The organism is Portibacter lacus (assembly GCF_021533215.1).
Lineage (GTDB): Bacteria > Bacteroidota > Bacteroidia > Chitinophagales > Saprospiraceae > Portibacter > Portibacter lacus.
In genome coordinates, this window is sequence record NZ_JAJNKA010000006.1 from 51,361 (window position 1) to 74,873 (window position 23,513).

Below are 23,513 nucleotides of genomic sequence, written 5' to 3' on the forward strand. Positions count from 1 at the left end.
AACTTTGCTGACGAAAAATTCGAAAGCAAAAGATGAAGTTTAATTGGAGTAAAGTAATTCCGCATGTAAGTGCATTAGCAATTTTTATGTTTCTAGCTGTAGTATATTTTAATCCTCAGTTAGAAGGGAAAAAATTACCAATGGGTGATATCACCTCTTTTCTCGGAATGTCAAAGGAGGCAACTGATTTCGAGAAAGAGACTGGGGAACAGACCTTGTGGACGAATTCGATGTTCGGTGGAATGCCTACCTATCAGATTACTGCTAGGCAAAAGAATAATGTTGCTAAAAGGATAGAGCAAGTATCTCAGATGTTTTTTGATAGACCTATCGGTTACTTTATTTCTGGGATGGTATTCTTTTATATTGCGCTGATCTTGCTCGGAGTGAATCCCTGGTTGAGTATTCTGGGGGCGATTGCATTTAGTTTTACTACAAATAATCTGGTGCTTTTCGAGGCCGGGCATACCAGTAAGATAAGGGCGCTGATGGCTAGTTCCATGATTATAGGTGGAACCATTCTAGCCTATAAGAACAAATTATTGCTTGGTGCCTTTGCATTCACTGTAGGTCTAGCCGTGAATATATATGCGAATCACTATCAGATGACCTACTACTTGGGCATACTCTTGATGATCTATGTCATATTCGAATTGGTCAGTCATATTAAAAGCGGTAAACTAAAGGATTTTGGAATTTCAAGTGCTGTTTTGTTACTCTGTACTTTTGTAGCTTTAGGTACATCAGCTTCGAAGTTGCTAACGACCATGGAATTCGCTGAAGATACGATGAGAGGAAAACCCATTATTGAAACTGCAGCTGGAGATGTGACTAGCAGTAGTCAGGTAGATGGTTTAGAATTTAATTACGCGATGAATTGGTCTAATAATGCATTGGACTTGTTTTCTTCATATATACCAGGATTTGTGGGTGGTGGAAGTGCGGAACCTATTTCGAAAAGCTCAGCCTTAGCAAAATCGTTAAAAGGTAGAGCAAACATTGATAAAGGGCCTTTATATTGGGGTGGTTTGCCGAGTACATCTGGGCCGATTTATTTTGGTGCAGTTATGTTTTTCTTATTTATTTTCGGATTGTTTGTAGTTAAAGGGCCCATTAAGTGGTGGATGCTGTCAGCAGTCATCGTCACTTTTATGTTCTCAATGGGGAAGAATCTGGAGTGGTTCAATCGCTTTTTCTTCGATTATGTACCTTTGTTTAATAAGTTTAGAACTCCTAATTCGGTGTTAAGTGTAACTGCTATTTTGATTCCTTTTCTTGGAATATTAGGGCTTAATGAGCTTTTCAAGTCAGACATTGACAAAGAAGATCTTATCAAAAAATTATATATAGCTGCTGGAATTTTATTAGGCTCATGTGTAATATTTGGACTTGCAGGACCAGCACTTTTTGATTTCTCTGCGCCGAATGATGCAAGATATGGTCAGATGGGTTATGATGTGAATGCAATAATAAAGGATAGACAAAGTTTACTAAGGTCTGATTCATTCCGATCTTTTGCGTTTATCGCGCTTGCAGCTGGATTGATTTGGTTGTACCTAAAAGATAAATTAAAATCAGTATATGTAATTCTAGGACTGTCATTATTTACGATAATTGATTTATTCGGAATTGGAAAAAGATACTTGAATAATGATGATTTCGTTTCAGCAAGAGAAATTCAGAATAAATATCAGCCAAGAGATGTAGATATTTATATTATGAAAGATACGGATCCGCATTTCAGAGTTCATGATATGACTCAAGATCCTTTCAATTCTTCATTTGCATCTTACTTTCATAAGACAATAGGTGGATACAACCCTGCTAAACTGCAGCGGGCACAGGATTTAATTGATTACCATATTTCCCAAGGGAATATGAATGTGTTGAATATGTTGAATACGAAGTATTTCATTACCAATAATAATGAAGGAAAAGCGGTTGTTCAACCCAATATGCAGGCATTAGGAAATGCATGGTTTGTAGAAGATATTATCATGCTTAAGACCAATCTAGAAGAAATAAATGGTCTTGCTGGCTTCGATCCGAATAAGACTGCATTGGTTAATAGTGAGTTCTCGAATTACTTCGAAGGCTGGACGGTTAGTAAATCTGAAAATGCAAGGATTCAACTTACTGAATATAAGCCTAATAAGTTAACCTATACCAGCACTGGAACTGGGGATAAATTAGCAGTCTTTTCTGAAATGTGGTATGGTCCGAATAAAGGATGGCAAGCTTATTTAGATGGACAACCAGTAGATCACATAAGAGTGAATTATGCTTTAAGAGCAATGAAAGTCCCAGCTGGAAGTCATACAATTGTCTTTGAATTCGATCCGCAAACGTATAAACTAGGTACCGTTATTTCTCTTATAAGTTCGTTAATCCTAGTTGGTTTGCTTGGATTTATGATTTTTCTATACTTTAAAAGAAAGCGTAAATGAAATTTATAAAAGTCGAAGTTTCAAGTAATATAGCAACGATCACTTTAAATCGTCCTGATGCACTGAATGCATTGAATAATGATCTAATAGTAGAGATCGGTGCGTCTATTTCTGAATTGGATAAGGATGATGAAGTACATGGTATTATCATAACGGGTTCAGGTGAGAAGGCATTTGCAGCAGGAGCTGATATTAAGGGATTTCCTGAATTAGATGAAGTTTCAGGAAAGGCACTTTCTCAATCTGGGCATCACGTTTTTAATCAAATTGAAAATCTATCTAAGCCTGTAATAGCAGCTGTAAATGGATATGCATTAGGTGGTGGATTAGAACTAGCAATGGCTTGTCATTTAAGAATCGCTTCAGAAAATGCTGTTTTCGGAATGCCCGAGACTAAGTTAGGCCTCATTCCTGGATATGGAGGGACGCAAAGACTAGTGCACCTTATCGGAAAAGCGAAGGCTATGGAGTATATCTTGACAGCTGAGATGATGGATGCTCCTACGGCTGCTAATCTTGGTTTAGTAAATTCAGTTGCGCCTTCAGGTCTGTTGATAGAAGCTAGCCGAGATATGTTATATAAGATCGCAAAACGCGGTCCATTAGCTGTTTCTAAAGCAATAGAAAGCATAAATGCTTCGGTAAATCCTGAAATAGATGGTTTTGAATTGGAGATGAAGTTTTTCGGTGAATTGTTAGCATCAAGTGAATGTAAGGAAGGAGTTGCTGCCTTTATTGAAAAGAGAAAGCCTGTTTTTAGAAAATAAATGCGTTTTGGACATCACATTTTTAGCGAAATTAAAAAATTATAGCGTCGTAATTCCTTCTTGAAAAACTGAAATTTTTCAATATTTGATTTTAAATATAATCTAAATTTACGATGAAATATTTATATGCCATTTTGATTTCTGTTTTGCTAAGCATACCGGCTCAAGCTCAACTTTCTATCCTATTTGTAGATGATTCTGATGATACGTTCGGAAATGCAGAATTGTTTGCATCAGCCTTGGATTCTCTCGGATACGAATACGAATTTTTTGATGCTCAAGCAGAAGGTGTGAGTCCAACTGCAGAAACACTTTCATTTTTTGATTTAGTAATATGGACAACATCGAATGATGGAACGGAATTATTACTATGGAATGGAAATGACGAAGATAATCCAGCTATTGCTGAATATCTTGATCAAGGAGGTAATCTTTGGGTAACTGGACTTGATTTCCTTTATGATAGATTTTTTCCTTTAGATACTTTCGCGGAAGGTGATTTCTTGTATGATTATGTTGGAGTTACAGAATATGAAGGTCAGACTAACGTTGATGATGGTGGCTTAGGAGCGCCATTTGTGAAGCCATCTGAAGAAAGCCCTATTGACAGTTTAAAGGATTTGGATTGGATCTTTTCTACAATCTATTATGCTGATGCTGTAAAACTTAAAGAAGGGGCTAAGAGTGTTTATTTATATGGAAGTTCGGATACCACATATGCTTACAATGATAAAGTAGCTGCTGTTTTTAATGAGGGAGAGAACTTTTCTGTATTGAGTTACTTTTTTGACATGGGAGTCGTTAGTGAATTTAGTAAGATCAAAGATAACGTTCAGTCTGTTCTTACCTATTATGAAGGATTAAGTAGTTCTGTTGTAAGTCTTCAGAAATTAGCAAATAACATAAAGGTTTTTCCAAATCCGGTAGAAGGAAAATTGAATATTTCTTCAGGAACAAGTAGAACTTTTGAAAATATTGAATTATTTAATAGTAGTGGAAACTCTGTATTATCTCAAAATAATTTTTCAAAGTCTAGTTTAGACATGAAGAATTTTCCTAGCGGAATTTATTTTTTAAAAATTGTCAGTGCTGATGGAATAGAAGTGAAAAGGGTAATTAAACGATAAGTTCTTTAGGTTAACCAGGCCCGTCTTTTAGCTTATAAACTTTATAATAGATGGTTAGACAGCAATTGTTTAATCATCTATTGTAATTAAGAAATAAGCGCAAGTGCTTAAATAATTCCGAAAGTAGGGTAGATCCTTTAAAATTGGAAGCTGTTTTCTCGGCTTTAAGTTAAATTTGTATTTATAAATAGGATTGATTAGAAACAGTTTTCGTTTTAATATTTTATAACCAGCGCTCTTCGCAATGGATTGAAATCTTTCGATAGAAATACCCGTATCTTTAATTTCTAGCAATTCTTGTACAACTGTATCTTTTTCCTTTGCTGATGTCAAGATTCCCTTGTATATAGACTTAGGAAGCAAGTGGTAGTATGGTAATTTCGAAAGGTATTTATTTGATGCGATTTGTTGGTGGCCTCCGAAAGGCATTTGCCAAGGTGGGAAACCAAAAAATACAAGACCTCCTGGATTTAGGAAACTTCTTAATTTTTCAATAAATGTTCCTTGATTAGGAATGTGTTCTATGACATCCTTAAGGATGATTAAATCAAAGCGATGTCCAATATCGTTTTCGATATCAATTTTCATGATATCATTGACTACAAATTTAATTTGACCACTTGCTAATTCATCTTCGAAAAATGTTTCAGCAATATCTACACGACTTTGTAATAATTCAATTCCGGTACACTGGTGACCTTTTTCTGTAAATGCTTTCAATACGCCAGCTTCAGCACATCCTATTTCAAGAATCTGCTTAGGCGTAGAAAGATCGAGGAATTCTTGAACAAAAGGCATGACAAATTCAACAGAAGTTTCCTTCTGCATTTCAAAATACCGTTTTTTATCTTTATGAAATTCAAACATGGGTTAACCTCCACATTCGATTCTAAGCTTATTGATCTGAGTTTCCCACAGATCTTTTTGCTCTTCAGCTTCATCGTCATCACACCAATCGATTATTTCCAAAACTGTTTCGTTCGTTACATCTGACTTATACATTTTGTATTCAAGGTATTCATTGTCATCAGCGTCCTCCCATTGAAACTTTAATCGTTCTTCTTCTATATCATCTATCAGTTCTGCAACTTCTTCAGCACCGTCCCATGAAAATGTGTAAACGTCGTTCTCGATATCTACTTCATCGCAAAACCATCTAATCAGTGTAGAAGGAGTCGTCAAGAAGCTATATAAGATAGCTGGTGACGCTCTGAATATGAATTCCATCTTTATTTGCACTCTACTCATTTCCAATCTTTTATCTATTAATTTAATTTTTAATTAAAAAGTTCGACGATTCTAATCGAATAGGCGCAATTAAAAATAAATAATCCATTTTATCAAATATTTTGAACTTTTTTTATGGTGGATTACTTAATAACTTGTGTAATGGTGTAAAACAATGGGTTACAATATTTGCTAATCAGTAAATATTACATAATTTTGCGCCCTTGTATATTTTTTTAATGTGCCAATAAGAAGTTGGTACAATATTTTCTAATTAGCTAATAATACCAAAAGTAGATTAATGAGGCAACTTAAAATCACGAAGTCTATTACAAACAGAGAGAGTCAATCTCTGGAAAAATACCTTCAGGAAATCGGAAAAGTAGATTTACTTACTCCGGAAGAAGAGGTAGAATTAGCAAAGCAGATCAAAGAAGGAAATCAGGAAGCACTTGAAAAGTTAACAAAGGCCAATCTACGATTCGTCGTGTCAGTGGCAAAGCAATACCAAAATCAAGGCTTATCATTGAGTGATTTGATCAATGAAGGAAATTTAGGTCTAATCAAAGCAGCACAACGTTTTGATGAAACTAGAGGATTTAAATTTATTTCGTATGCTGTATGGTGGATCCGACAATCTATCCTCCAAGCATTAGCAGAGCAGTCTCGAATTGTAAGGTTACCACTAAATAAAGTAGGGTCCTTAAATAAGATTAATAGAGCGTTCTCTGAGTTGGAGCAAGAATTTGAAAGGGAGCCATCGTCTGAAGAGTTAGCTGAACTCTTAGACATTCCTACTGAAGAAGTGGAAACAACACTTGGAGTTGCTGCAAGGCATGTCTCTATGGATGCTCCATTTGTGGAAGGTGAAGATAATTCACTATTAGATGTTTTAGAAAACTCTAAAACACCGTTAACGGATTCTAAGTTAGAATACGGGGAGTCGCTGAGAAGAGAGATAGAAAGATCTTTAAGTACATTAACTGACAGGCAGTGCGATGTCATTAAATTGTATTTTGGGATAGGAGTAGAACATCCTATGTCACTAGAAGATATCGGAGAAAAATTCGGTCTGACTAGAGAAAGAGTTAGACAGATTAAGGATAAAGCAATTAATAAATTGCGAAGCGCATCCAGAAGTAAATTGTTAAAGCATTATTTAGGTGCTTAATCAAAAATAAAAAAAGAGGACTTTTAGTCCTCTTTTTTTATATGCTCGAAAGAGAAACTGGTCTCTGAATACTCTCTTCTAGAGAAATGAATGTTTCCGTCCGTTGTATTCCTTTTATTTTCTGAACCTTGCCTGAAAGAACTTCTCTTAAGTGATCCGTATCTCTACAGATTACTCTAGCAAAAATACTGTATACTCCTGTGGTGTAGTGTGCAGATACTATTTCAGGAATTTCTTTCAAAGCAGCAATAACATCTAAGTACATAGAACTCTCCTTTAAGTAAATTCCTAAAAAAGCACTTAAGTCATATCCCAACAAAACGTGGTCTATATTCAAGTAAGCTCCTTTAACGATTCCTATATCTTGCAGCTTCTTCATTCTAACGTGGATGGTTCCCCCAGAAACAAATAACTTTTTCCCTATTTCTGTATAAGGAGTTTTCGCATCTTCCATTAAAACGGAGAGAATCTTCAAATCTAATTCGTCTATGTCGAGTTGTTTTTTATTCATAAGGTGGCTTTTTACATTAAAACTTGAAATTATTAAAAAAATATCTATTTGTTTTTGCAAATTATACAATGCGAAAGCTTTTTTCAAAGAAAGTCTTAAAAAATATTTAAACTATTGTATTTTTGTGCTCAATTTGCAGAAATAGCTATATTTATTAAAATTAATAATGTGAGTAAAAGTCCTGACGAGCAGAAGGAATCGTATAAAATTTGGATACCCCTTTTATTTTCTGTTGTAGCCCTTATAGGTTTAATTGGTGGATATAAGATGGCTGGTAATGATGCCTTATCTGGCTTAATTGTCAAAACAGATCATGAAACCAACGGTAACACAGGTAGGGTAGAAGAATTAGTTCGTTTTATCGAATCGAGATATGTAAGCGATCTTGATAGCGATGAATTAATCGAAGATGCCTTTCGGAATGTGTTAGATCATTTAGATCCACACTCTATCTACCTCAAGCCTGAGGATATGAAACAACTGAATGATCAGATGGGAGGTTCTTTCGAAGGAATCGGGATAGAATCCATTTTAATTAATGATACGCTTTATATCAATCATGTCATATTAGACGGGCCAGCTTATAAAGCGGGTCTGAAACCTGGTGATCAGATCATTTCGATTAATGATTCTATCATTGCCGGAGAAACCTTAACATTTAACGAAATAAGAGAAAAACTTAAAGGCGATACAGGTGATCAGATGAAATTAAGTGTTGTTCATTTTTCTGATGGAGAGCAGAGTGATATCAGCTTGAATATCGGAAAAGTAGATGTGAAGTCTGTAGAAGGATTTAAATTAAATAGTGAATTCGCTGTCGTGAAAATCCAACGGTTTAGTTCTGATTCTTATAAAGAATTTATGGATTGTCTATCTGACTTAGAAAGAAACGGTGGTTTTAAGAGCTTAATTTTGGACTTAAGAGGGAATCCTGGTGGCTTTCTGCCAGAAGCAACGAAAATGTTGAACCAGATCTTTAAAGAAAAAGGCAAACTGTTAGTCTATACCCAAGGTCGGAATGAACGTGTCTCAGAATATAAGTCTACAGGAAAAAACTTTTTCAACATTGATAAAATTGCAGTTCTAGTCGATGAAGGCTCTGCTTCTGGCAGTGAAATAATGGCTGGCGCTATTCAGGATTGGGATAGAGGGCTTATCGTAGGGAGAAGAACTTTTGGAAAAGGATTGGTTCAGGAACAGTATGATCTCAGTAATGGCGGAGCATTAAGATTGACAGTTGCTGAATATTTCACACCAAGTGGAAGGCTAATCCAGCGATCATACGAAAATAAAAAAGAATATAAAGATGATATCGCCCAGCGAATTGAGTCAGGTGAATTGCTAGGAGAACAAGATTCACCAATAATGGATTCGACCGAATATAAAACGAAGATTAAAAAGAGAGTGGTATACGGTGGTGGTGGAATTAGTCCTGATATCTATATTCCTACGGATAGTTTGCATCTTTCTATAGAATATATAACAGCCATATCTAAAAGAGCAGAATATGTTTTTAAGAAATTTCTGAACAATGATCTTACAATTCCATCAGACACTTTAAGTTTTATAAATGAGTGGCTTCCTTCACCTGAATTGGTAGCAGGTTTCGAAGAATTCTTAGAAAGAGATGGTAGAGACTATTCTGAAGTATCTCCTTATTTAGAAAGTATTCTGAAAGTTGAAGTTGCAAAGCTTTACTTTGGAAATATTGTTGCTTTAGAGGCAGAACTAGCTAATGATGATTTCGTAATGCAAAGTGTTTTAGCATTGTCTAAGCAAAATATTTTCGCGGAATTACAATAAATTTATTTCAAAACATCTATTAGACCTTCGTTATCAAACGAGATCTTAATGATAGGTGTGTATTCGTATTCATCTTCTAGTAGTCTTTCGCTGGCTATGAACTCTACATTTTTAAAATTATTTGTTCTAATTTTGTGAAGAGGAGCGTGAGTCAGTCGATCATTTTCTAGGAATGAGACAAATAATAGCGGATTATTTACTTCCTTAATTAATATTCTGCACGCTTTATCTTTTACAACTCTAAAGAAAATATCGTAATGATCTGGAAGAGATGATAGAGATTTTGCCGCTTTACATTTTAGTCGAATAGGACGTTCGTGATATACGAGTAAAGTCTCGATCCGAGGATGTAGACTTGCGGTATATTTTTTAAGCATATCTAGATCAGAAACTAAAATTTCTACAAGGTGTGAACCAGAAAATTTTGCCTGCTCGAGAATCCTAAGACTTGCATCACTATTGAGTGCATTGCATGAAACACCCCAAATACCATCGGCTTGGAAAAGTATTGAATCACCATTTTCTAATATAGACGTAATTAGGGTTAAATTGTCTTCAATCTGCATAAGCGTAATCAAAATAAATTTTTCGTTTATAATCCAATTTTTAAACGCTATCTATGAGTTAAAAATTGGTCAGTCGGTGTCAGTAGTGTAAAAGTTGTTCATTAAATAGATTATTTGAACGTCATTAATCGTTCATAAATTATAGACTTTGTTTTATAAGCAGCGAAATATGTTATTTTTGGGTATTATAAATGAGAAACAATATTATATGGGGAAGCGATTTAGCTTTGTAGTTTTATTTTTTATTCTTGGAATAAGTATTAATTCACTTTATGCGAAGCACATTATTGGAGGTGATGTCACGTATGAGTGTTTGGGGGTAGACTCTACTACGATGATTGCTACTTATAATATAGTATTTAAAATGTATCGAGATTGTGGTCCTAACGGTGGTGCTGCATTTGATGATTCTCCTGAGATAGGAGTTTTTAGAGGAGCTGCTAATGGTGGTGTTTTCTTTCTTACCAAATTTAATGTCCCTTTACGGGAAGTAGTTAATCTAGAAATAGAAAAAAGTCCATGTCAAGAAATACCGACAGGGATCTGTGTCCAAGAGGGGCGTTATGAATTCGAAGTGAATCTACCGATCAGCGAATTCAGCTACTTTTTATCTTACCAGAGATGCTGCAGAAATGTTACCATTAACAATATCGTAAATGCAGAAGATACGGGAGCTTCTTTCGGAATTGAAATTACGGCAGCGGCTCAGCAAGTATGTAATACATCTCCGAAATTTGATGTTTTTCCTCCGATATTAATTTGTGTAGATCAACCTTTATTTGCTTCTCAAGCGGCATCTGATGCAGAAGGAGATTTGTTAGTTTATGAGTTTTGCAGCCCTAAGCAAGGTGGTGGACCTTTCGGTTCAGCAGAAAACCCAGGAGATCAGACGGCATGCAACGGTATTATTCCAGATCCAAGTAAATGCCCACCGCCATATCCTGATGTAGTATTTAAGTTGCCTAACTATTCTTTTAGTAATCCAGTCGCTGCAGATCCGCAATTATCGATAGATAGTCAGACAGGTGTTATTACAGGTACGCCTAATTTGATAGGGCAATTTGTAGTTGGTGTATGTGTGAAAGAATATAGAGATGGTGTTCTTCTCAGTAAAGTAAGCCGAGATTTTCAATTCAATGTTACAGAATGTGAAAACTTTGTTTCAGCGAGTGTAAAACATGATGTTCAGATCGGACCTAATGAATATCAAGTGAATTCATGTGGTGATTTTACAATTGATTTTATTAACGAATCACAAGATCCTGCCTTCATAGACGGGTATTTATGGAATTTTAATATTAATGGCAATATCGTAACGAGTACAGAAAAAGATATTTCCGTTACTTTTCCTGGTTTAGGAAATTTTAGCGGATCAATGATTGTAAATCCTGATGAAACAGATGATTTGTGTAAGGATACCGCATATTTTGAAGTATTTGTATATCCAGATATTGAAGCAGATTATAGCTATTCATTTGATACATGTGTAGGTGGTCCGGTAAATTTTAGAGATTTGTCTGTTTCTGGAGCTGGAAATATTCTAGCTTGGGAATGGGATTTTGATGATGGAGATTCATCCTTTGTTAAAAACCCAGCACACGCCTATCAGGAGCCAGGATCGAAGGATGTAAGACTTATCGTTACAGATGCGAATGAGTGTCAAGATACTTTAGAGCAAACTTTCGAGTATTTGCCTGCTCCTCCGATCATTATCATAGAACCGAGTACCTTTTTCGGATGCTCGCCTGCTGAAATATTTTTCAATAATTTATCGACACCAGTAGATAGTACTTATGATATATTTTGGGACTTTGGTGATGGAATGACATCGAATGAGATTAGTCCATATCATGTTTTCACTGAAGTAGGCCAATATGATGTCTCCGTAGAAATTATTTCGCCTATAGGTTGTGAAATAAGCAAAGCTTTTAACAACCTAATAGAAGTGGATCTGAAGCCTGAAGCGGATTTTGATTTTTCTCCTGAAGAACCTAATTCACTGAATACAACGGTCCAGTTTTCGGATTTATCTACGAATGCTGTGAAATGGCAATGGGAGTTTGGTGAACAAGGTGCATCTTTTGAAAGAAATCCCAATTTCACATTTAGAGATACTGGGTTGCATGCCATTCAACTAGTTGCTTTTCATCCAAGTGGCTGTCCAGATACCATCACTAAAATAATCGACGTTACACCGTTTGTAAGTTACCAGATGCCTAACGCATTTACGCCTAATGCAGATGGAACTAATGATTTATTCATGGGAAAAGGTATAATTTCTGGAATGTCGGAATTTGAATTGAGAATATTCAATAGATGGGGCGAGATGGTATTCGAGACTGATGATCCGTTAGAAGGATGGAATGGTCAAAAATACAATACTGGAGGACAGGCCCAATCAGGTGTATATGTATTCCAGTTAAGTTATAGGGATGCACGTGGGATGCTCTTCGAAAAGAAGGGATTTGCAACACTTATTAGATAAATTTATATATATATCTTAAAAAAGTTTGATTTGTATTAGCTAGATATAAAAATAAGTGTATCTTTGCAGTCCAATTTCAAATGCATATAATATGGACGCTATAAAATTTGTACAGGAACAGTCTTCAGTGGCTAATGATTTACCAGCTTTTAGATCTGGTGATAATATTTCTGTAAGTTATAAAATTGTGGAGGGAGATAAAGAAAGAATCCAGATTTTTAAAGGAGATGTGATTAAGATAAGTGGATTCGAAGGTTATAAAACTTTTACTGTTAGAAAAATGTCTAGTGGTGTAGGAGTAGAGAGAATCTTCCCAATGGGAAATCCTAACATCGTTGAAATCGTTATCAACAAGAGAGGTAAAGTAAGACGTTCTAAGTTATACTACCTTAGAGATCTTGTAGGTAAGAAAGCTAGAATTAAAGAAAGAAAGTTCCTCAAGAACTAAGAAAATAAATAGCTTTAATAGGCTGAGAGCTTATATCTGAAAATGGTATAAGCTCTTTTTTTATTGATAATTTTAAGATTTCTTGTTTAAACAATTATCATGAAATATTCGTTTTGGTTTTTTACCTTTGGATTATGAATAAATACGCGAATCGGATTGTTTTTTTATTGGTGGTATTATTATTTGGTTGTAACTCGGATCAGAAATCTGGCGAAGCCTTAGATTTAGAAGGGAATTGGACCATTTATGAAGCATATCGAAATAACGATGTAACCACTACATTAGAGGACGGCTACTTTAAGTTTTCAGACAGCTTAATGGAAACCAACATACTAGGAAGTCCGATATCAGGAAAGTATATCTTAGATGGGCATAACTTTACACACGAAAGTGAGCTTCCTGTAACATATGAAATAGATTCTTATGTTACAGATTCTATGGAGTTAAACACAGAAATTAGAGGTTTTAAGTTTAAATTTTTACTCCATAAAACACTAGATACGATTCCAAGTAATTAACACACAACATGAGGAAATTATTCTTTTTTGCAGCAATGTTCTATTGCTGTTTGTTATCCAGTCAAGAATCAGCTGTGGTGCGTGGATACGTGCTCGATGGTGAGTCAGGAGAGCCAATCATTGCGGCTAATATTGTATTAGATGGACAGTCGCTAGGAACGACAACTGATATCGATGGTTTTTTCACTCTAGGAAAGGTAAATCCAGGCGCTAATAAATTGACGATAACTTATCTCGGATTTGATACCTTACAGTCAGAGTTTACGCTACAACCAGGCGAAATTTATTTTAAGAACTATACACTGAATGAAAGTTCTGTAAACCTAGGAGTTGTCAATATTTCAGCAGCAAGGCAAACTGCTAGAACAGAGGTTCAGATATCGAAAATAAGTGTTGGCGCTAAAGAAATTCTGAAATTGCCTTCGATCGGTGGCGAAGCAGATATCGCACAATACCTGCAGATTATACCTGGTGTGATTTCCACAGGAGATCAAGGTGGGCAGATATTTATTCGGGGTGGTTCGCCTATACAAAACAAGATTTTACTTGATGGATTGACCATTTATAATCCTTTTCATTCAATAGGCTTCTTTTCTGTTTTTGAAACAGAATTAATAAGAAATGTCGATGTGTATACAGGAGGATTTAGTGCAGAATATGGTGGCCGGATTTCTGCTATTGTAGATATTACCACAAGAGATGGGAACAAGAAGAGATTTGGCGGACAGGTTGCTGCTAATCCATTTCTATATAAAGCCTATTTCGAAGGGCCGATAGTGAAATATAAAGATGGCGGAGGAAGTACATCTTTTGTTTTTAGTACTAAGAATTCGATCATTGATAAAACAGCTGATATATTATATAAGCATGCTTCTTATAATGATAGTATAGGGCTGCCATTCCATTTTAATGATTTGTATGGTAAGTTAAGCTTTGTCAATGAGAATGGGAGTAAGCTTAATTTATTTGGATTTAATTTTACAGATGGATATGATAATCCTTTAGTTGCGGATTTAAACTGGACCAATGCCGGTGGAGGTGCTGATTTTAAGCTTATTCCAGGAAACTCTAATTTTATCCTGAATGGTATGCTTGGTTATACCGATTACGGTATTAATTTGAATGAAGCTGATGGATCTCCAAGACAAAGTAGGATTAGAGGATTTACTGCGTTAATCGATTTTAATTTTTTCGGCAATCAAAGTGAATTAAATTACGGAGTAGAGTTCAATAGCTTTAACACCCAGTTTAAATTTCAGAACCCATTTAAAATTATCCTAGGACAAGAACAAAACACAACAGAAGTAGCAGCCTTTGCTAAATATCGATATGTGCTTAGTAACTTGATCCTTGAGGGATCATTTAGGTTGCAATATTATGCGTCGCTAGGTGAGTTTTCTCCAGAACCTAGGTTAGCATTGAAGTATAATGTTACAGATTATCTAAGGTTCAAATTGGCAGCAGGAATGTATTCCCAGAATTTGCTGGCTTCATCTAATGAAAGAGATGTGGTGAATCTATTTACAGGCTTTCTAAGCGGGCCAGAAGAACAAATATTTGAATTAGGAAGTAATACCGTTGCGGACAAAAATATACAGACAGCGAATCATGCCGTAGCAGGTATAGAAATAGATCTGAATAGTCAATTGAGTATAAATATAGAAGGTTATTACAAGGATTTCTCACAGATTATTATCGTCAATAGAAATAAGGTTCAAGCTTCTGATCCTAATTTCTCTACCGAAGAGGGTAGTGCATATGGTTTCGACGTGGCATTAGATTATAAGTATGCTAATTTTTCTTTCAAAACAAATTATGCACTAGGATATGTTTTCAGATATGATGGAGAACAAACCTATCCACCTGTTTTTGATAGAAGGCATAATGTCAATGTATTAACTAATTATGAATTCGGAGGTGATAAGAGTTGGGAAGCGAGTATAAGATGGAACTTGGGGTCTGGATTCCCTTTTACCAGAACACAGGGATTCTATAATTTTAATCCATTTTCGGATGGACTGGGGACGAATTATGTTCAAGAAAATCCTGAGAATATAGGGATCTTATATGAGGACGATAGAAATGCTGGAAGGCTGCCATATTATCATAGATTAGACCTAAGTTTAGCTAAGATAATCACCTTTACAGAGTACTTTAATATGAAAATAGACGCGAGTGTAACGAATGTTTACAATCGTCAAAATATATTTTATTTTGACAGAGTGACCTATAATAGGGTGAATCAGTTACCTATTCTTGCAAGTTTAGGCATGAAAATAAACTTTTAGTAAATTATAAATAAAATAATATTACCTTTGCAGCCGAAAAATCCCACCGTCCGCTTGAATCGGATTAACTGGGTATGGTTTAACCAAATAAATTTTAGCAGAAATGCCAGTAAAAATTAGATTGGCCAGAAGGGGCCGAAGAAAAAGACCTTTTTATCACATCGTTGTGGCTGATTCAAGATCACCGAGAGATGGTAAATTTATTGAGAACATTGGTTCATACAATCCGATGACAAGTCCAGCAACGATCGAATTAGATCAGGATAAAGCATTAGAGTGGATGGAGAAAGGTGCTCAACCTACAGAAACAGCAAGAGCTATTTTACGATTTAAAGGAGTTCTTTATAAGAAACACCTTAAAAGAGGTGTGGATAAAGGCGCATTTACTGCTGAAAAAGCAGATGAGATGTGGACCGCTTGGATCGCAGCTAAGGATGAAAAAATTGCTGCAAGAAAAGCAAAATCGGCACAAGATAAATTAGACAGATGGGCTGCAATTAGTGGTGTTCCAGGTGCTATGCCTGTAGCTGAAACAGCGGAAGCTGATGCAGCAGATGCATTTAATGAAGAAGCAGCTCCTGAAGTTGCTGAAGAAGCTCCAGCTGCTGAAGAAGCACCTGTGGCTGAAGAAGCACCTGCAGTAGAAGAAGCTCCAGTTGCAGAAGAAACTCCTTTAGCAGAAGTTCCAGCTGGTGATGCACCTGCAGGAGAAGAAGTTAAAGATGAAGCAGAAGCTGCAGCGAAAGACGAAGAGTAATTTAAGATAATGTAATGATTTTAAGCATAAATCATTATATTTACAACTGTACAAGAAATTTTCGAACCTAGTAAGGCTTAATTGTCTTACTAGGTTTTGATTTATTAAATGCAACCCACATAAATATTATTTCTAATGGAGAAACTAACAGATAAATACATTAAGCAACTTGATGAAATTGCAGAAGCTATTCAGAATTCAGAAGAGTTAGCAGCATATATAGAAGAGGAAGAAGAGGAGCAGTATAATGAGTTAAGAGAGAAATTTGAACCATATATTCAGGAAGTTTATCAAGAAGTAGCAGCTACCGATCCTTTACAGATCGTATCTTTAGAGAAAAAACTGCTGGATGAGAAGTTCGAAGGATTATATTTATCAAGAGTGATCGGTTATGCAGTATTAAGAGGTGAAGTCAACGAAGATTTTAAATACATTAGACCACAGAATCATTTTAAAGATATTTTACTAGCTGTTGCCAATTCTAGCAATTTCGATGTTTTGAAAAATAGAGTAGGACAGGCTGTACAATTAGGATTTGCACTAAGTTCTGATATTTGGATTACAAATATCATGAATACCATAAAAAATAAAAGAGTAATCTACTTTCTGGAGTCTCAGAAATTAGAGAAATATAGAGATGTAAGAAATAGAAGAACTGGAAATGTAAAATTTGCTAAGCAGTTTGAAAGTTTGAACTACTACACTGCTGAGTTTCCTAAAACAGTTGGAAGACTTAAAATTCTAGCTCCATCATTAAAAAGTTTCTTGTTCTACAGATCAGAGCATAAATTGAATAATGAAAGTCTATATGCTCACATTAAGCAATTATTAGAAAATGATGCTTTCTACAGCCAGAAAGAATTTATAGAACTGATGCTTCTTATTGGTTTGTATTATGATCTTCCAGAAGATATTCAAGAAGTTTATAAAAAGACGCTGAATAAAGTTAGATCGACTCATCAGGATTTCGATGAAGCATTTTTTAGTTTACTTGAAGAAATGCAGGATAGCAAGCATGTAATTAGTGCTGAAAATCAAAAGAGGTTCTCTGAATTAGTAGATAAAACTAAGAAGGATGAGCTTAGTAAATACATCAAAACCCTTGACATCATTAATGCGAATGGGTACGAAGATGAATCTGCAATTGATGCTGCTAGAGATTATTACTACCAGCACGCAGGATTATCTATTCAAAATAGATGTTTGAGAAACGCGATTTTCGCAAATTTCAGAAGAGTATTCAATAATTTAATTCCATCTGAATATAGTGAGTACTTTGAATTGAATAAAACAATTGTTAATTATATCAATATCTTCTCTAATCAGAAGTTCAACCAAGATGTAAAAGACCTAAGTCTTACCTACATTAAGAAACTTCTTAGATTTTATACGGATAAGAGAGGTAGAGATTACCAAGACATTAAAAAGTTTGTGACAACAACTTTCTTAGATCTTGGATTTATGAAAGAAAAAGAGCTTAAAGAACTCTTTAAAACGAAGAGAAAGAAAAAAGTAGTTGAGTAATTTTAATTCTTCTAACTTAGAAAATATAAAACCCAGCAACTGGTAAAGTTGCTGGGTTTTTTTATTGCTTTTTATTAGCCTTTGGTGATGATCCCTAATTCTGCAAATGATGCTGGGTTTCCATCTGCCGTTTTGATTGCCTTAATTTTAATATAAGCAGCTTCCACTTTATCAAATTTTACGCTTTGCTTAATCGGACTGTTCACGATATTTCCGAATTCTCCCTTTTTAGCTAAGGTCCATATTTTACCATCTAAGCTGGTATAGAATTCATACTTTTCAATAAATCCAGTCGGATATCTCTGTTGAGTAGGTAAGTAGGTAAAACCGAGTAATCTTAAGTTTTCATTGAGATCGATGATCAATTCATTTCCGGCCCACCAAGTATCCGGATTTTCGTCAATGGCTTGTTGAGAAGAACTTCCAGCGTTAAGCACATACCATTTACCAGGTCCCATATCCATGTCTGCAATAGCGACTTCACTTTGACGATTACCATCTACGGCAATCGCTTTAAGTAATCCACCTCTCGGAAATCTAATATTACCTTTGAAAATATCAGAATTTGCAGTTGGTGTTGATCCATCTGTTGTATATCGAATCTGAGGTCCATTTTCTGGAATTTCCATCGTAATTAAACCCATACGGCTTCTTTTGATTTTAGGTGCTGAAAGAAGAGAAGGCGCATGATATACTTCGATATTTGAGATGGTCGGGCAGGCTCGAGCATCAGTAATATTTATTCTTAAAGATTTCGTTTGGATAGGATCAAACTTGAATATTCGTTTATATCCGACAGTTGTTCCATTAGCAATAATATCCCATTGGCCATTTATATTAGCTTCAATGTTAAAGGTTTTAATACGCTGTCCTAGTCTGATTTGCTCTTGAAGAACGACTCTATTAATGGTTTCTTCTTTATCAAATTGCAATGTTAAACTCCCTTTCAAGTTTCCATCCTCTGCTGCCCAATATGTTTCTATGTCGGAGTCTATTGCCTTAGCAGCATCAAAGTCACTTCCTCTGTCAGACTCAGCTTTAATAGACGCATTAGCTACTAAGTTGTTACTGAAATCTTCCTTAATCTTAGCTGCCATTTTTAGAACTTGTTCTTTGTCTTTTTCATGAATAAGTCCTCTCTTATCAACAGGGAAATTTAAAAGCAATGTGCTGTTCTGGCCAACTGATCTATAATAGATCTCCATCAAATCGGCTAATGATTTAACCTTATGATCTTCATGTTCATGATAATACCATCCTGGTCTGATAGATACGTCAGCTTCACCTGGTACCCAAGCTGTTCCATGTTCTTGTCCCATAGAATACTTAGAACCGTATTCAGGCATTCCTCCATACACAGAATCAACGACTAACATTGACCATGTGGTAGGATATGCAAATCCATGTTCGTTTCCTATCCATCGGCATCCTGGACCAGCATCACTAAAGATGATGGCTTCTGGTTGGAGCTCACGTATAATGTCGTAAGTGTTTTCCCAGTCATAATAGGTTAATTTGTCAACCTTTCTAACTTCATTGGCACCGCCATAATATCCATCACCTCCATTAGCACCATCAAACCAAACCTCGAAAATGTCACCATAATTGGTTAATAATTCTCTAAGTTGATTTCTAAAATAAGTAATATATTCCGGTGTACCATAATCTGCATGATTTCTATCCCAAGGAGATAAGTAAACCCCAAACTTGAGACCGTACTTCTTACAAGCATCAGACAATTCTCGTAATATGTCACCCTTTCCATCTTTATAAGGTGAATTTTTTATCGAATGCTCTGTATAGGCAGATGGCCATAGGCAAAATCCATCGTGATGCTTAGCAGTAATAATTACACCCTTCATTCCAGCATCTTTCATGATAGAGACCCATTGTTCAGCGTCTAATTCAGTTGGATTAAATTGAGATGGACTTTCATCTCCATAGCCCCATTCCATATTAGAAAAGGTATTCATATTGAAATGCACGAAACCATTGAACTCCATTCTTTGGTAGTTCACTTGTGCATCAGATGGAAGTGGTCCTATAGCTTCTGGTGCAATTCCAGGTTGCTTGCATTGGGAAAAGAGGATAAGAAGGAAAAGTAATTTTTTCATTTGGATAATATATTGTGCTAACTGATTTAAAAAAATGATTCTAAAGCGCATTATTAAAACAAGTGATAGGAATGTTTTAATCGCCTTTTTCATTGGCACAAGTTATATAATTTTAACAAAAAGACGTGTTCCAGAGAAATTTCTAAAATGGATAATTTGCCTTTATATTTTCGACTACCTTGAATGCGATCGGGCACACTAAGGTGTTTTTCAATGTTAAATTCCTGATTTGATAGAAATTTTTTCGATTGGTATGTGGAAATTCTCTGCAGGCTTTTGGGCGTTGATCATAGACTAAGCATTTGTTATCATCGAGCAGAAATGGACATGGAGTGGTTTGTAAAACATAATCTCCTTCTTCGTCCATTCTCAAATACGCTTCAATAAATTGAGAGGATTTCATGCTGAATACCTTAGCAAGCCGATCGATATCTGCCTTTGTGAAAAGCGGTCCTGTTGTCTTGCAGCAATTCGCACAAGTCAAGCAATCAAAGGAAGAAAATGCTTCATCATGTGCCTCCTCAGCTACTTGGTCTAACGCTTTTCGATCTTTCTTAGAAAGGTTCTTGAAAAAACTTCGGTTCTCTTTTAGTTTCTGTTGTGCTAGTTCAAGTTCCTTCATCTGGCAAAGATAGCGCTATTCACGACTTTTATTGAACTTCATATTTCGAATTTGATTGAGAAAATACTGAAGTTCTTTCCTAACTTTGGGAAATAGAAATAGTAAGCCGATCATATTCGGAAATACTAATGCAAGAATCATGGCGTCCGAAAACTTAATGACTGCATCAAGAGTAACCGCTGATCCCAAAACAGTGAAAAGAAGAAATATGATTTTAAATACAATGTCAGCCGCTTTCCCTCTTCCAAAAAGGTATTTCCAGGATTGTAATCCATAATAAGACCAAGATAACATGGTTGAAAAGGCAAAGAGCACGACGGCTATAGCTAATACATAGGAAAAGCCAGGAATTGCAGAATCGAATGCCATCGATGTGATGTTAACACCACCGATTCGCTCTCCAGTTTCTACTAAAATAGCTTGATTTTCGATCACATCACCATAAATGAAAGCACCATCCATATTGAAAATAACAATGACTAATGCTGTTAAGGTACAGATGAGAACCGTATCAATGAATGGTTCTAGTAAAGCAACTAAGCCTTCAGAAGCTGGATATTTGGTATTAACTGCAGCATGTGCGATGGCTGCAGATCCAGCTCCAGCTTCGTTCGAAAATGCGGCTCGCCTAAATCCTTGTATCATGACTGCTGCAATTCCACCAGTTATACTTGCTCGTGGTGAAAAGGCCTCGGAAAAAATCAGATACAATGCATCGTCTACTACTGTTATTTTAGAAATGATGATAAATAATGCAGCGAGCACATAGAGTAGGGCCATGAATGGAACCAACTTTTCCGTTACTTTTCCTATTCTTTTAATTCCTCCTACGATTACGATGCCTACTAACACGGCGAAAACAATCCCAAGTATAGTTCCTGCGCTGCTTCCTTCTATTCCGAAACGTTCGATTAATTGCGCAGCAGCTTGGTTAGACTGAAATGCATTACCCCCACCAAAAGAAGCACCGACACACATTACAGCGAAAATTCCTGCTAGTATTTTTCCAAGGAGCGCTTTGTTATCTTCTTTTAGGCCTTTCGATAAATAATACATTGGGCCACCAAAAACTTTTCCCTCTTCATTAATGTCCCGATATTTCACGCCCAATGTACACTCCACAAACTTCGATGACATCCCTAATAAACCAGCAATAATCATCCAGAAGGTAGCTCCTGGGCCACCTATTGATATCGCTACAGCTACCATTGCGATGTTTCCAAGTCCTACAGTCCCAGAAACGGCAGTTGCTAATGCTTGAAAGTGATTTACTTCCCCATGATGTGACTCGTCTCTTATGGTATCAGGGATATCTTCTTCCATCTGTTCGACGTCATCATACTTACCTCTTACAACTTGAATAGCAGTGAAAAAATGCCTGATATTCACAAAACCAAAGTATAAGGTAAATAAGGTTGCGCCTCCAAGCAGCAAAAAAAGTATAAAAGGTATTCCACCAATTTCGGTGAAGACTAAATTTTCCCACCATATAGCAACAGGCATAAAGCCATCATTTATCATTTCATCAATTCCACGAGATTGAGCAGAAAGGACTGTGGGAAATAAAAGAATAAGAAGAGTTCTGAGTAATTTCATCATTCGAGTAATATTTTTGATAAATTTGAATGATTTTATGCTTGTCGGAAGGATTTGTCGGAAGCAATTTAATTTTGTCTGTAACATGTTTTGAGACAATCACATTTCAAGTATCTTCGCAATTATGAAGTTTGACGAATACCATTTTAATCCAAAAATAAAGAAAGCACTTTCTGAACTAGGCTATAAACGACCTACGGATATACAGTATAAATCAATTCCAAATATTTTAAAAGGGGAAGATTTACTTGCTGTTGCACAAACAGGGACTGGGAAAACTGCGGCTTTTGCTATTCCACTTATCGATAAACTGTATGAAAAGAAGATTAATCAGCGTCGGGCGTCAGATGTGAATTGCTTAGTTCTAGTTCCGACACATGAATTAGCATTACAAATTCATGAGGTTTTTGAGAAAATCGCAAAATATACAACCTTGAAGACCATGGCATTAATCGGAGGTGTAGACCAAGATCCTCAGATTATGAAACTCTACAAAGGGATAGATATAATTATCGCGACACCAGGAAGAGTATTCGATCTCATTAGCCAAGGAGCTTTGCTGACCCATCACATCGAAATTCTCGTGCTTGATGAGGCAGATCACATGTTAGATCTGGGGTTTATCAAGGATATAGAAGATCTCATCAGAAAGCTACCGAAAAGAAAGCAGACGTTATTCTTCTCAGCTACCATTAATGACAAGATTAAGAAAATAGCTTATTCTCTAGTGAGGCAGAATGCAATTAGGATTCAACTGTCTCCTAAGGATCCAGTTGCCAAGAAAGTAGATCATTCGGTCATGTATGTGGATATGGATCATAAGCGATTCTTTCTAGAAAGGGTCGTGAGGGAAAATCCAGATGCTAAAATTCTTGCTTTCGTGAGAACAAGGGTTAGAGCCGAAAGAGTAATGAAGGCAATGGAAAGAGCTGGCATTAAAGCTTTAACGATTCATGGCGAAAAGGAGCAGGAAGAGAGATTAGATGTGTTAAATAAGTTTAAGAACGGAGATATAAAATTAGTGATTGCTACGGATGTTGCAGCAAGAGGAATTGATATTCCGAATGTAGAGATTGTTGTGAATTATGATCTTCCTGATGAATCGGAGAATTATGTTCATAGAGTAGGGCGGACAGGCCGAGCGAATAATAAAGGTTTTGCTTATACATTTTGCTCGCCAGAAGAAGTGAAAATATTAGAAGAAATTCAGGGTTTTATCCATAAAGAAATCAAGGTACTTACTGTTGATCTCAATGATTATGAAGATACATTGCATGTGGACCTAGAACGTAAAAATGATTACAAGACTTTGATGGATGAGATCAATTCTTTCGATGATAACAGAAAGAAGAAAAAACGAAAGAAGAAGTAGGTTGGGGTTTTAAAGCATTATGTGGGTATTGAGCAATGCATTTTTAAGTTGGAAAGATGAAGCTATTCTAATCAAAGGGACTTTAATCTTTTGTGTTTTTTGGAAAATTAGATAGCCATAATTAGCTTTTATTTCTAAATGTTAGGCTTAAGATCATGCTCATCTTCGTG

The 23,513-nt window shown here is 35.8% G+C and carries 19 protein-coding genes; 12 read left to right on the top strand and 7 right to left on the bottom strand.

The genetic code is table 11. The features are described 5' to 3' along the window. Positions 1 to 32 precede the first annotated feature (32 nt). From L2586_RS11350 to L2586_RS11360, 3 genes are all read left to right on the top strand, one after another. Positions 33 to 2,447, top strand: coding sequence for a YfhO family protein (locus L2586_RS11350; RefSeq protein WP_235293015.1), 2,415 nt, complete (start codon positions 33 to 35; stop codon positions 2,445 to 2,447). Beyond that, positions 2,444 to 3,214, top strand: a complete 771-nt coding sequence (locus L2586_RS11355) for an enoyl-CoA hydratase/isomerase family protein (RefSeq protein WP_235293016.1) — start codon at positions 2,444 to 2,446, stop codon at positions 3,212 to 3,214. Before L2586_RS11350 ends, L2586_RS11355 begins: the two co-directional genes overlap by 4 nt. A gap of 113 nt (positions 3,215 to 3,327) precedes the next feature. Continuing rightward, a complete protein-coding gene (locus L2586_RS11360; RefSeq protein ID WP_235293017.1) occupies positions 3,328 to 4,341 on the top strand; it encodes a T9SS type A sorting domain-containing protein in 1,014 nt (337 codons plus the stop codon). A 69-nt stretch (positions 4,342 to 4,410) separates the two neighbouring features. Here L2586_RS11360 and L2586_RS11365 read toward each other — a convergent pair whose 3' ends face one another. Both L2586_RS11365 and L2586_RS11370 read right to left on the bottom strand, forming a co-directional pair. Next, positions 4,411 to 5,169, bottom strand: a complete 759-nt coding sequence (locus L2586_RS11365) for a class I SAM-dependent methyltransferase (RefSeq protein WP_235293018.1) — start codon at positions 5,167 to 5,169, stop codon at positions 4,411 to 4,413. A gap of 42 nt (positions 5,170 to 5,211) precedes the next feature. Then, positions 5,212 to 5,589: an START-like domain-containing protein gene (locus L2586_RS11370; protein WP_235293019.1), complete on the bottom strand. Its 378-nt coding sequence runs from the start codon at positions 5,587 to 5,589 to the stop codon at positions 5,212 to 5,214. A gap of 280 nt (positions 5,590 to 5,869) precedes the next feature. On the opposite strand from L2586_RS11370, the gene L2586_RS11375 reads away from it, so the two are divergent. Next, a complete protein-coding gene (locus L2586_RS11375; protein ID WP_235293020.1) occupies positions 5,870 to 6,739 on the top strand; it encodes a sigma-70 family RNA polymerase sigma factor in 870 nt (289 codons plus the stop codon). A gap of 37 nt (positions 6,740 to 6,776) precedes the next feature. Here the strand turns inward: L2586_RS11375 and L2586_RS11380 are convergent, their stop codons facing one another. Next, the gene (locus L2586_RS11380) at positions 6,777 to 7,250 is read right to left on the bottom strand and encodes an Lrp/AsnC ligand binding domain-containing protein (RefSeq protein WP_235293021.1); all 474 of its coding nucleotides are present in this window, start codon (positions 7,248 to 7,250) and stop codon (positions 6,777 to 6,779) included. Positions 7,251 to 7,418: 168 nt separating this feature from the next. Between L2586_RS11380 and L2586_RS11385 the strand changes: the two genes are divergently transcribed. Next, positions 7,419 to 9,053 carry a S41 family peptidase gene (locus tag L2586_RS11385; protein ID WP_235293022.1) on the top strand — a complete coding sequence of 545 codons (1,635 nt, stop codon included), beginning with the start codon at positions 7,419 to 7,421 and terminating at the stop codon, positions 9,051 to 9,053. A 2-nt stretch (positions 9,054 to 9,055) separates the two neighbouring features. Here the strand turns inward: L2586_RS11385 and L2586_RS11390 are convergent, their stop codons facing one another. Further along, entirely contained in the window at positions 9,056 to 9,619 is a 564-nt protein-coding gene (locus L2586_RS11390; RefSeq protein ID WP_235293023.1) for a Sua5/YciO/YrdC/YwlC family protein, read from the bottom strand. Between the two features lie 208 nt (positions 9,620 to 9,827). Here L2586_RS11390 and L2586_RS11395 point away from each other — a divergent pair, with 208 nt between their 5' ends. The 6 genes from L2586_RS11395 to L2586_RS11420 all read left to right on the top strand — a co-directional run bounded on the left by L2586_RS11395 (position 9,828) and on the right by L2586_RS11420 (position 17,639). Beyond that, positions 9,828 to 12,104: a PKD domain-containing protein gene (locus tag L2586_RS11395; RefSeq protein WP_235293024.1), complete on the top strand. Its 2,277-nt coding sequence runs from the start codon at positions 9,828 to 9,830 to the stop codon at positions 12,102 to 12,104. Between the two features lie 91 nt (positions 12,105 to 12,195). Next, the gene (gene rplS, locus L2586_RS11400; protein ID WP_235293025.1) at positions 12,196 to 12,552 is read left to right on the top strand and encodes a 50S ribosomal protein L19; all 357 of its coding nucleotides are present in this window, start codon (positions 12,196 to 12,198) and stop codon (positions 12,550 to 12,552) included. Between the two features lie 134 nt (positions 12,553 to 12,686). Then, positions 12,687 to 13,070 carry a hypothetical protein gene (locus L2586_RS11405; RefSeq protein ID WP_235293026.1) on the top strand — a complete coding sequence of 128 codons (384 nt, stop codon included), beginning with the start codon at positions 12,687 to 12,689 and terminating at the stop codon, positions 13,068 to 13,070. An 8-nt stretch (positions 13,071 to 13,078) separates the two neighbouring features. Continuing rightward, on the top strand, positions 13,079 to 15,358 hold the full coding sequence (locus tag L2586_RS11410; protein ID WP_235293027.1) for a TonB-dependent receptor: 2,280 nt from the start codon (positions 13,079 to 13,081) through the stop codon (positions 15,356 to 15,358). A 103-nt stretch (positions 15,359 to 15,461) separates the two neighbouring features. Continuing rightward, a complete protein-coding gene (gene rpsP / locus L2586_RS24665) occupies positions 15,462 to 16,115 on the top strand; it encodes a 30S ribosomal protein S16 (protein WP_284283326.1) in 654 nt (217 codons plus the stop codon). Between the two features lie 135 nt (positions 16,116 to 16,250). After that, complete coding sequence (locus tag L2586_RS11420; RefSeq protein ID WP_235293028.1) at positions 16,251 to 17,639, top strand: hypothetical protein; 1,389 nt, start codon at positions 16,251 to 16,253, stop codon at positions 17,637 to 17,639. 74 nt (positions 17,640 to 17,713) lie between these two features. On the opposite strand, the gene L2586_RS11425 is transcribed toward L2586_RS11420, so the two are convergent. The 3 genes from L2586_RS11425 to L2586_RS11435 all read right to left on the bottom strand — a co-directional run bounded on the left by L2586_RS11425 (position 17,714) and on the right by L2586_RS11435 (position 21,974). Continuing rightward, positions 17,714 to 19,753, bottom strand: a complete 2,040-nt coding sequence (locus tag L2586_RS11425; protein ID WP_235293029.1) for an alpha-L-fucosidase — start codon at positions 19,751 to 19,753, stop codon at positions 17,714 to 17,716. 142 nt (positions 19,754 to 19,895) lie between these two features. Continuing rightward, on the bottom strand, positions 19,896 to 20,375 hold the full coding sequence (locus L2586_RS11430) for a YkgJ family cysteine cluster protein (RefSeq protein WP_235293030.1): 480 nt from the start codon (positions 20,373 to 20,375) through the stop codon (positions 19,896 to 19,898). Positions 20,376 to 20,390: 15 nt separating this feature from the next. Next, on the bottom strand, positions 20,391 to 21,974 hold the full coding sequence (locus tag L2586_RS11435) for an alanine/glycine:cation symporter family protein (RefSeq protein WP_235293031.1): 1,584 nt from the start codon (positions 21,972 to 21,974) through the stop codon (positions 20,391 to 20,393). A 121-nt stretch (positions 21,975 to 22,095) separates the two neighbouring features. Between L2586_RS11435 and L2586_RS11440 the strand changes: the two genes are divergently transcribed. Continuing rightward, positions 22,096 to 23,343, top strand: a complete 1,248-nt coding sequence (locus tag L2586_RS11440) for a DEAD/DEAH box helicase (RefSeq protein WP_235293032.1) — start codon at positions 22,096 to 22,098, stop codon at positions 23,341 to 23,343. Positions 23,344 to 23,513: the final 170 nt, after the last annotated feature.

Bases quoted from the DNA above. Each gene is read 5' to 3' on its own strand.
- L2586_RS11350 (WP_235293015.1), top strand. From the start codon at position 33: ATGAAGTTTAATTGGAGTAAAGTAATTCCGCATGTAAGTGCATTAGCA.
- L2586_RS11355 (WP_235293016.1), top strand. From the start codon at position 2,444: ATGAAATTTATAAAAGTCGAAGTTTCAAGTAATATAGCAACGATCACT.
- L2586_RS11360 (WP_235293017.1), top strand. From the start codon at position 3,328: ATGAAATATTTATATGCCATTTTGATTTCTGTTTTGCTAAGCATACCG.
- L2586_RS11365 (WP_235293018.1), bottom strand. From the start codon at position 5,169: ATGCAGAAGGAAACTTCTGTTGAATTTGTCATGCCTTTTGTTCAAGAA.
- L2586_RS11370 (WP_235293019.1), bottom strand. From the start codon at position 5,589: ATGAGTAGAGTGCAAATAAAGATGGAATTCATATTCAGAGCGTCACCA.
- L2586_RS11375 (WP_235293020.1), top strand. From the start codon at position 5,870: ATGAGGCAACTTAAAATCACGAAGTCTATTACAAACAGAGAGAGTCAA.
- L2586_RS11380 (WP_235293021.1), bottom strand. From the start codon at position 7,250: ATGAATAAAAAACAACTCGACATAGACGAATTAGATTTGAAGATTCTC.
- L2586_RS11390 (WP_235293023.1), bottom strand. From the start codon at position 9,619: ATGCAGATTGAAGACAATTTAACCCTAATTACGTCTATATTAGAAAAT.
- L2586_RS11395 (WP_235293024.1), top strand. From the start codon at position 9,828: ATGGGGAAGCGATTTAGCTTTGTAGTTTTATTTTTTATTCTTGGAATA.
- rplS (WP_235293025.1), top strand. From the start codon at position 12,196: ATGGACGCTATAAAATTTGTACAGGAACAGTCTTCAGTGGCTAATGAT.
- L2586_RS11405 (WP_235293026.1), top strand. From the start codon at position 12,687: ATGAATAAATACGCGAATCGGATTGTTTTTTTATTGGTGGTATTATTA.
- L2586_RS11410 (WP_235293027.1), top strand. From the start codon at position 13,079: ATGAGGAAATTATTCTTTTTTGCAGCAATGTTCTATTGCTGTTTGTTA.
- rpsP (WP_284283326.1), top strand. From the start codon at position 15,462: ATGCCAGTAAAAATTAGATTGGCCAGAAGGGGCCGAAGAAAAAGACCT.
- L2586_RS11420 (WP_235293028.1), top strand. From the start codon at position 16,251: ATGGAGAAACTAACAGATAAATACATTAAGCAACTTGATGAAATTGCA.
- L2586_RS11425 (WP_235293029.1), bottom strand. From the start codon at position 19,753: ATGAAAAAATTACTTTTCCTTCTTATCCTCTTTTCCCAATGCAAGCAA.
- L2586_RS11430 (WP_235293030.1), bottom strand. From the start codon at position 20,375: ATGAAGGAACTTGAACTAGCACAACAGAAACTAAAAGAGAACCGAAGT.
- L2586_RS11435 (WP_235293031.1), bottom strand. From the start codon at position 21,974: ATGATGAAATTACTCAGAACTCTTCTTATTCTTTTATTTCCCACAGTC.
- L2586_RS11440 (WP_235293032.1), top strand. From the start codon at position 22,096: ATGAAGTTTGACGAATACCATTTTAATCCAAAAATAAAGAAAGCACTT.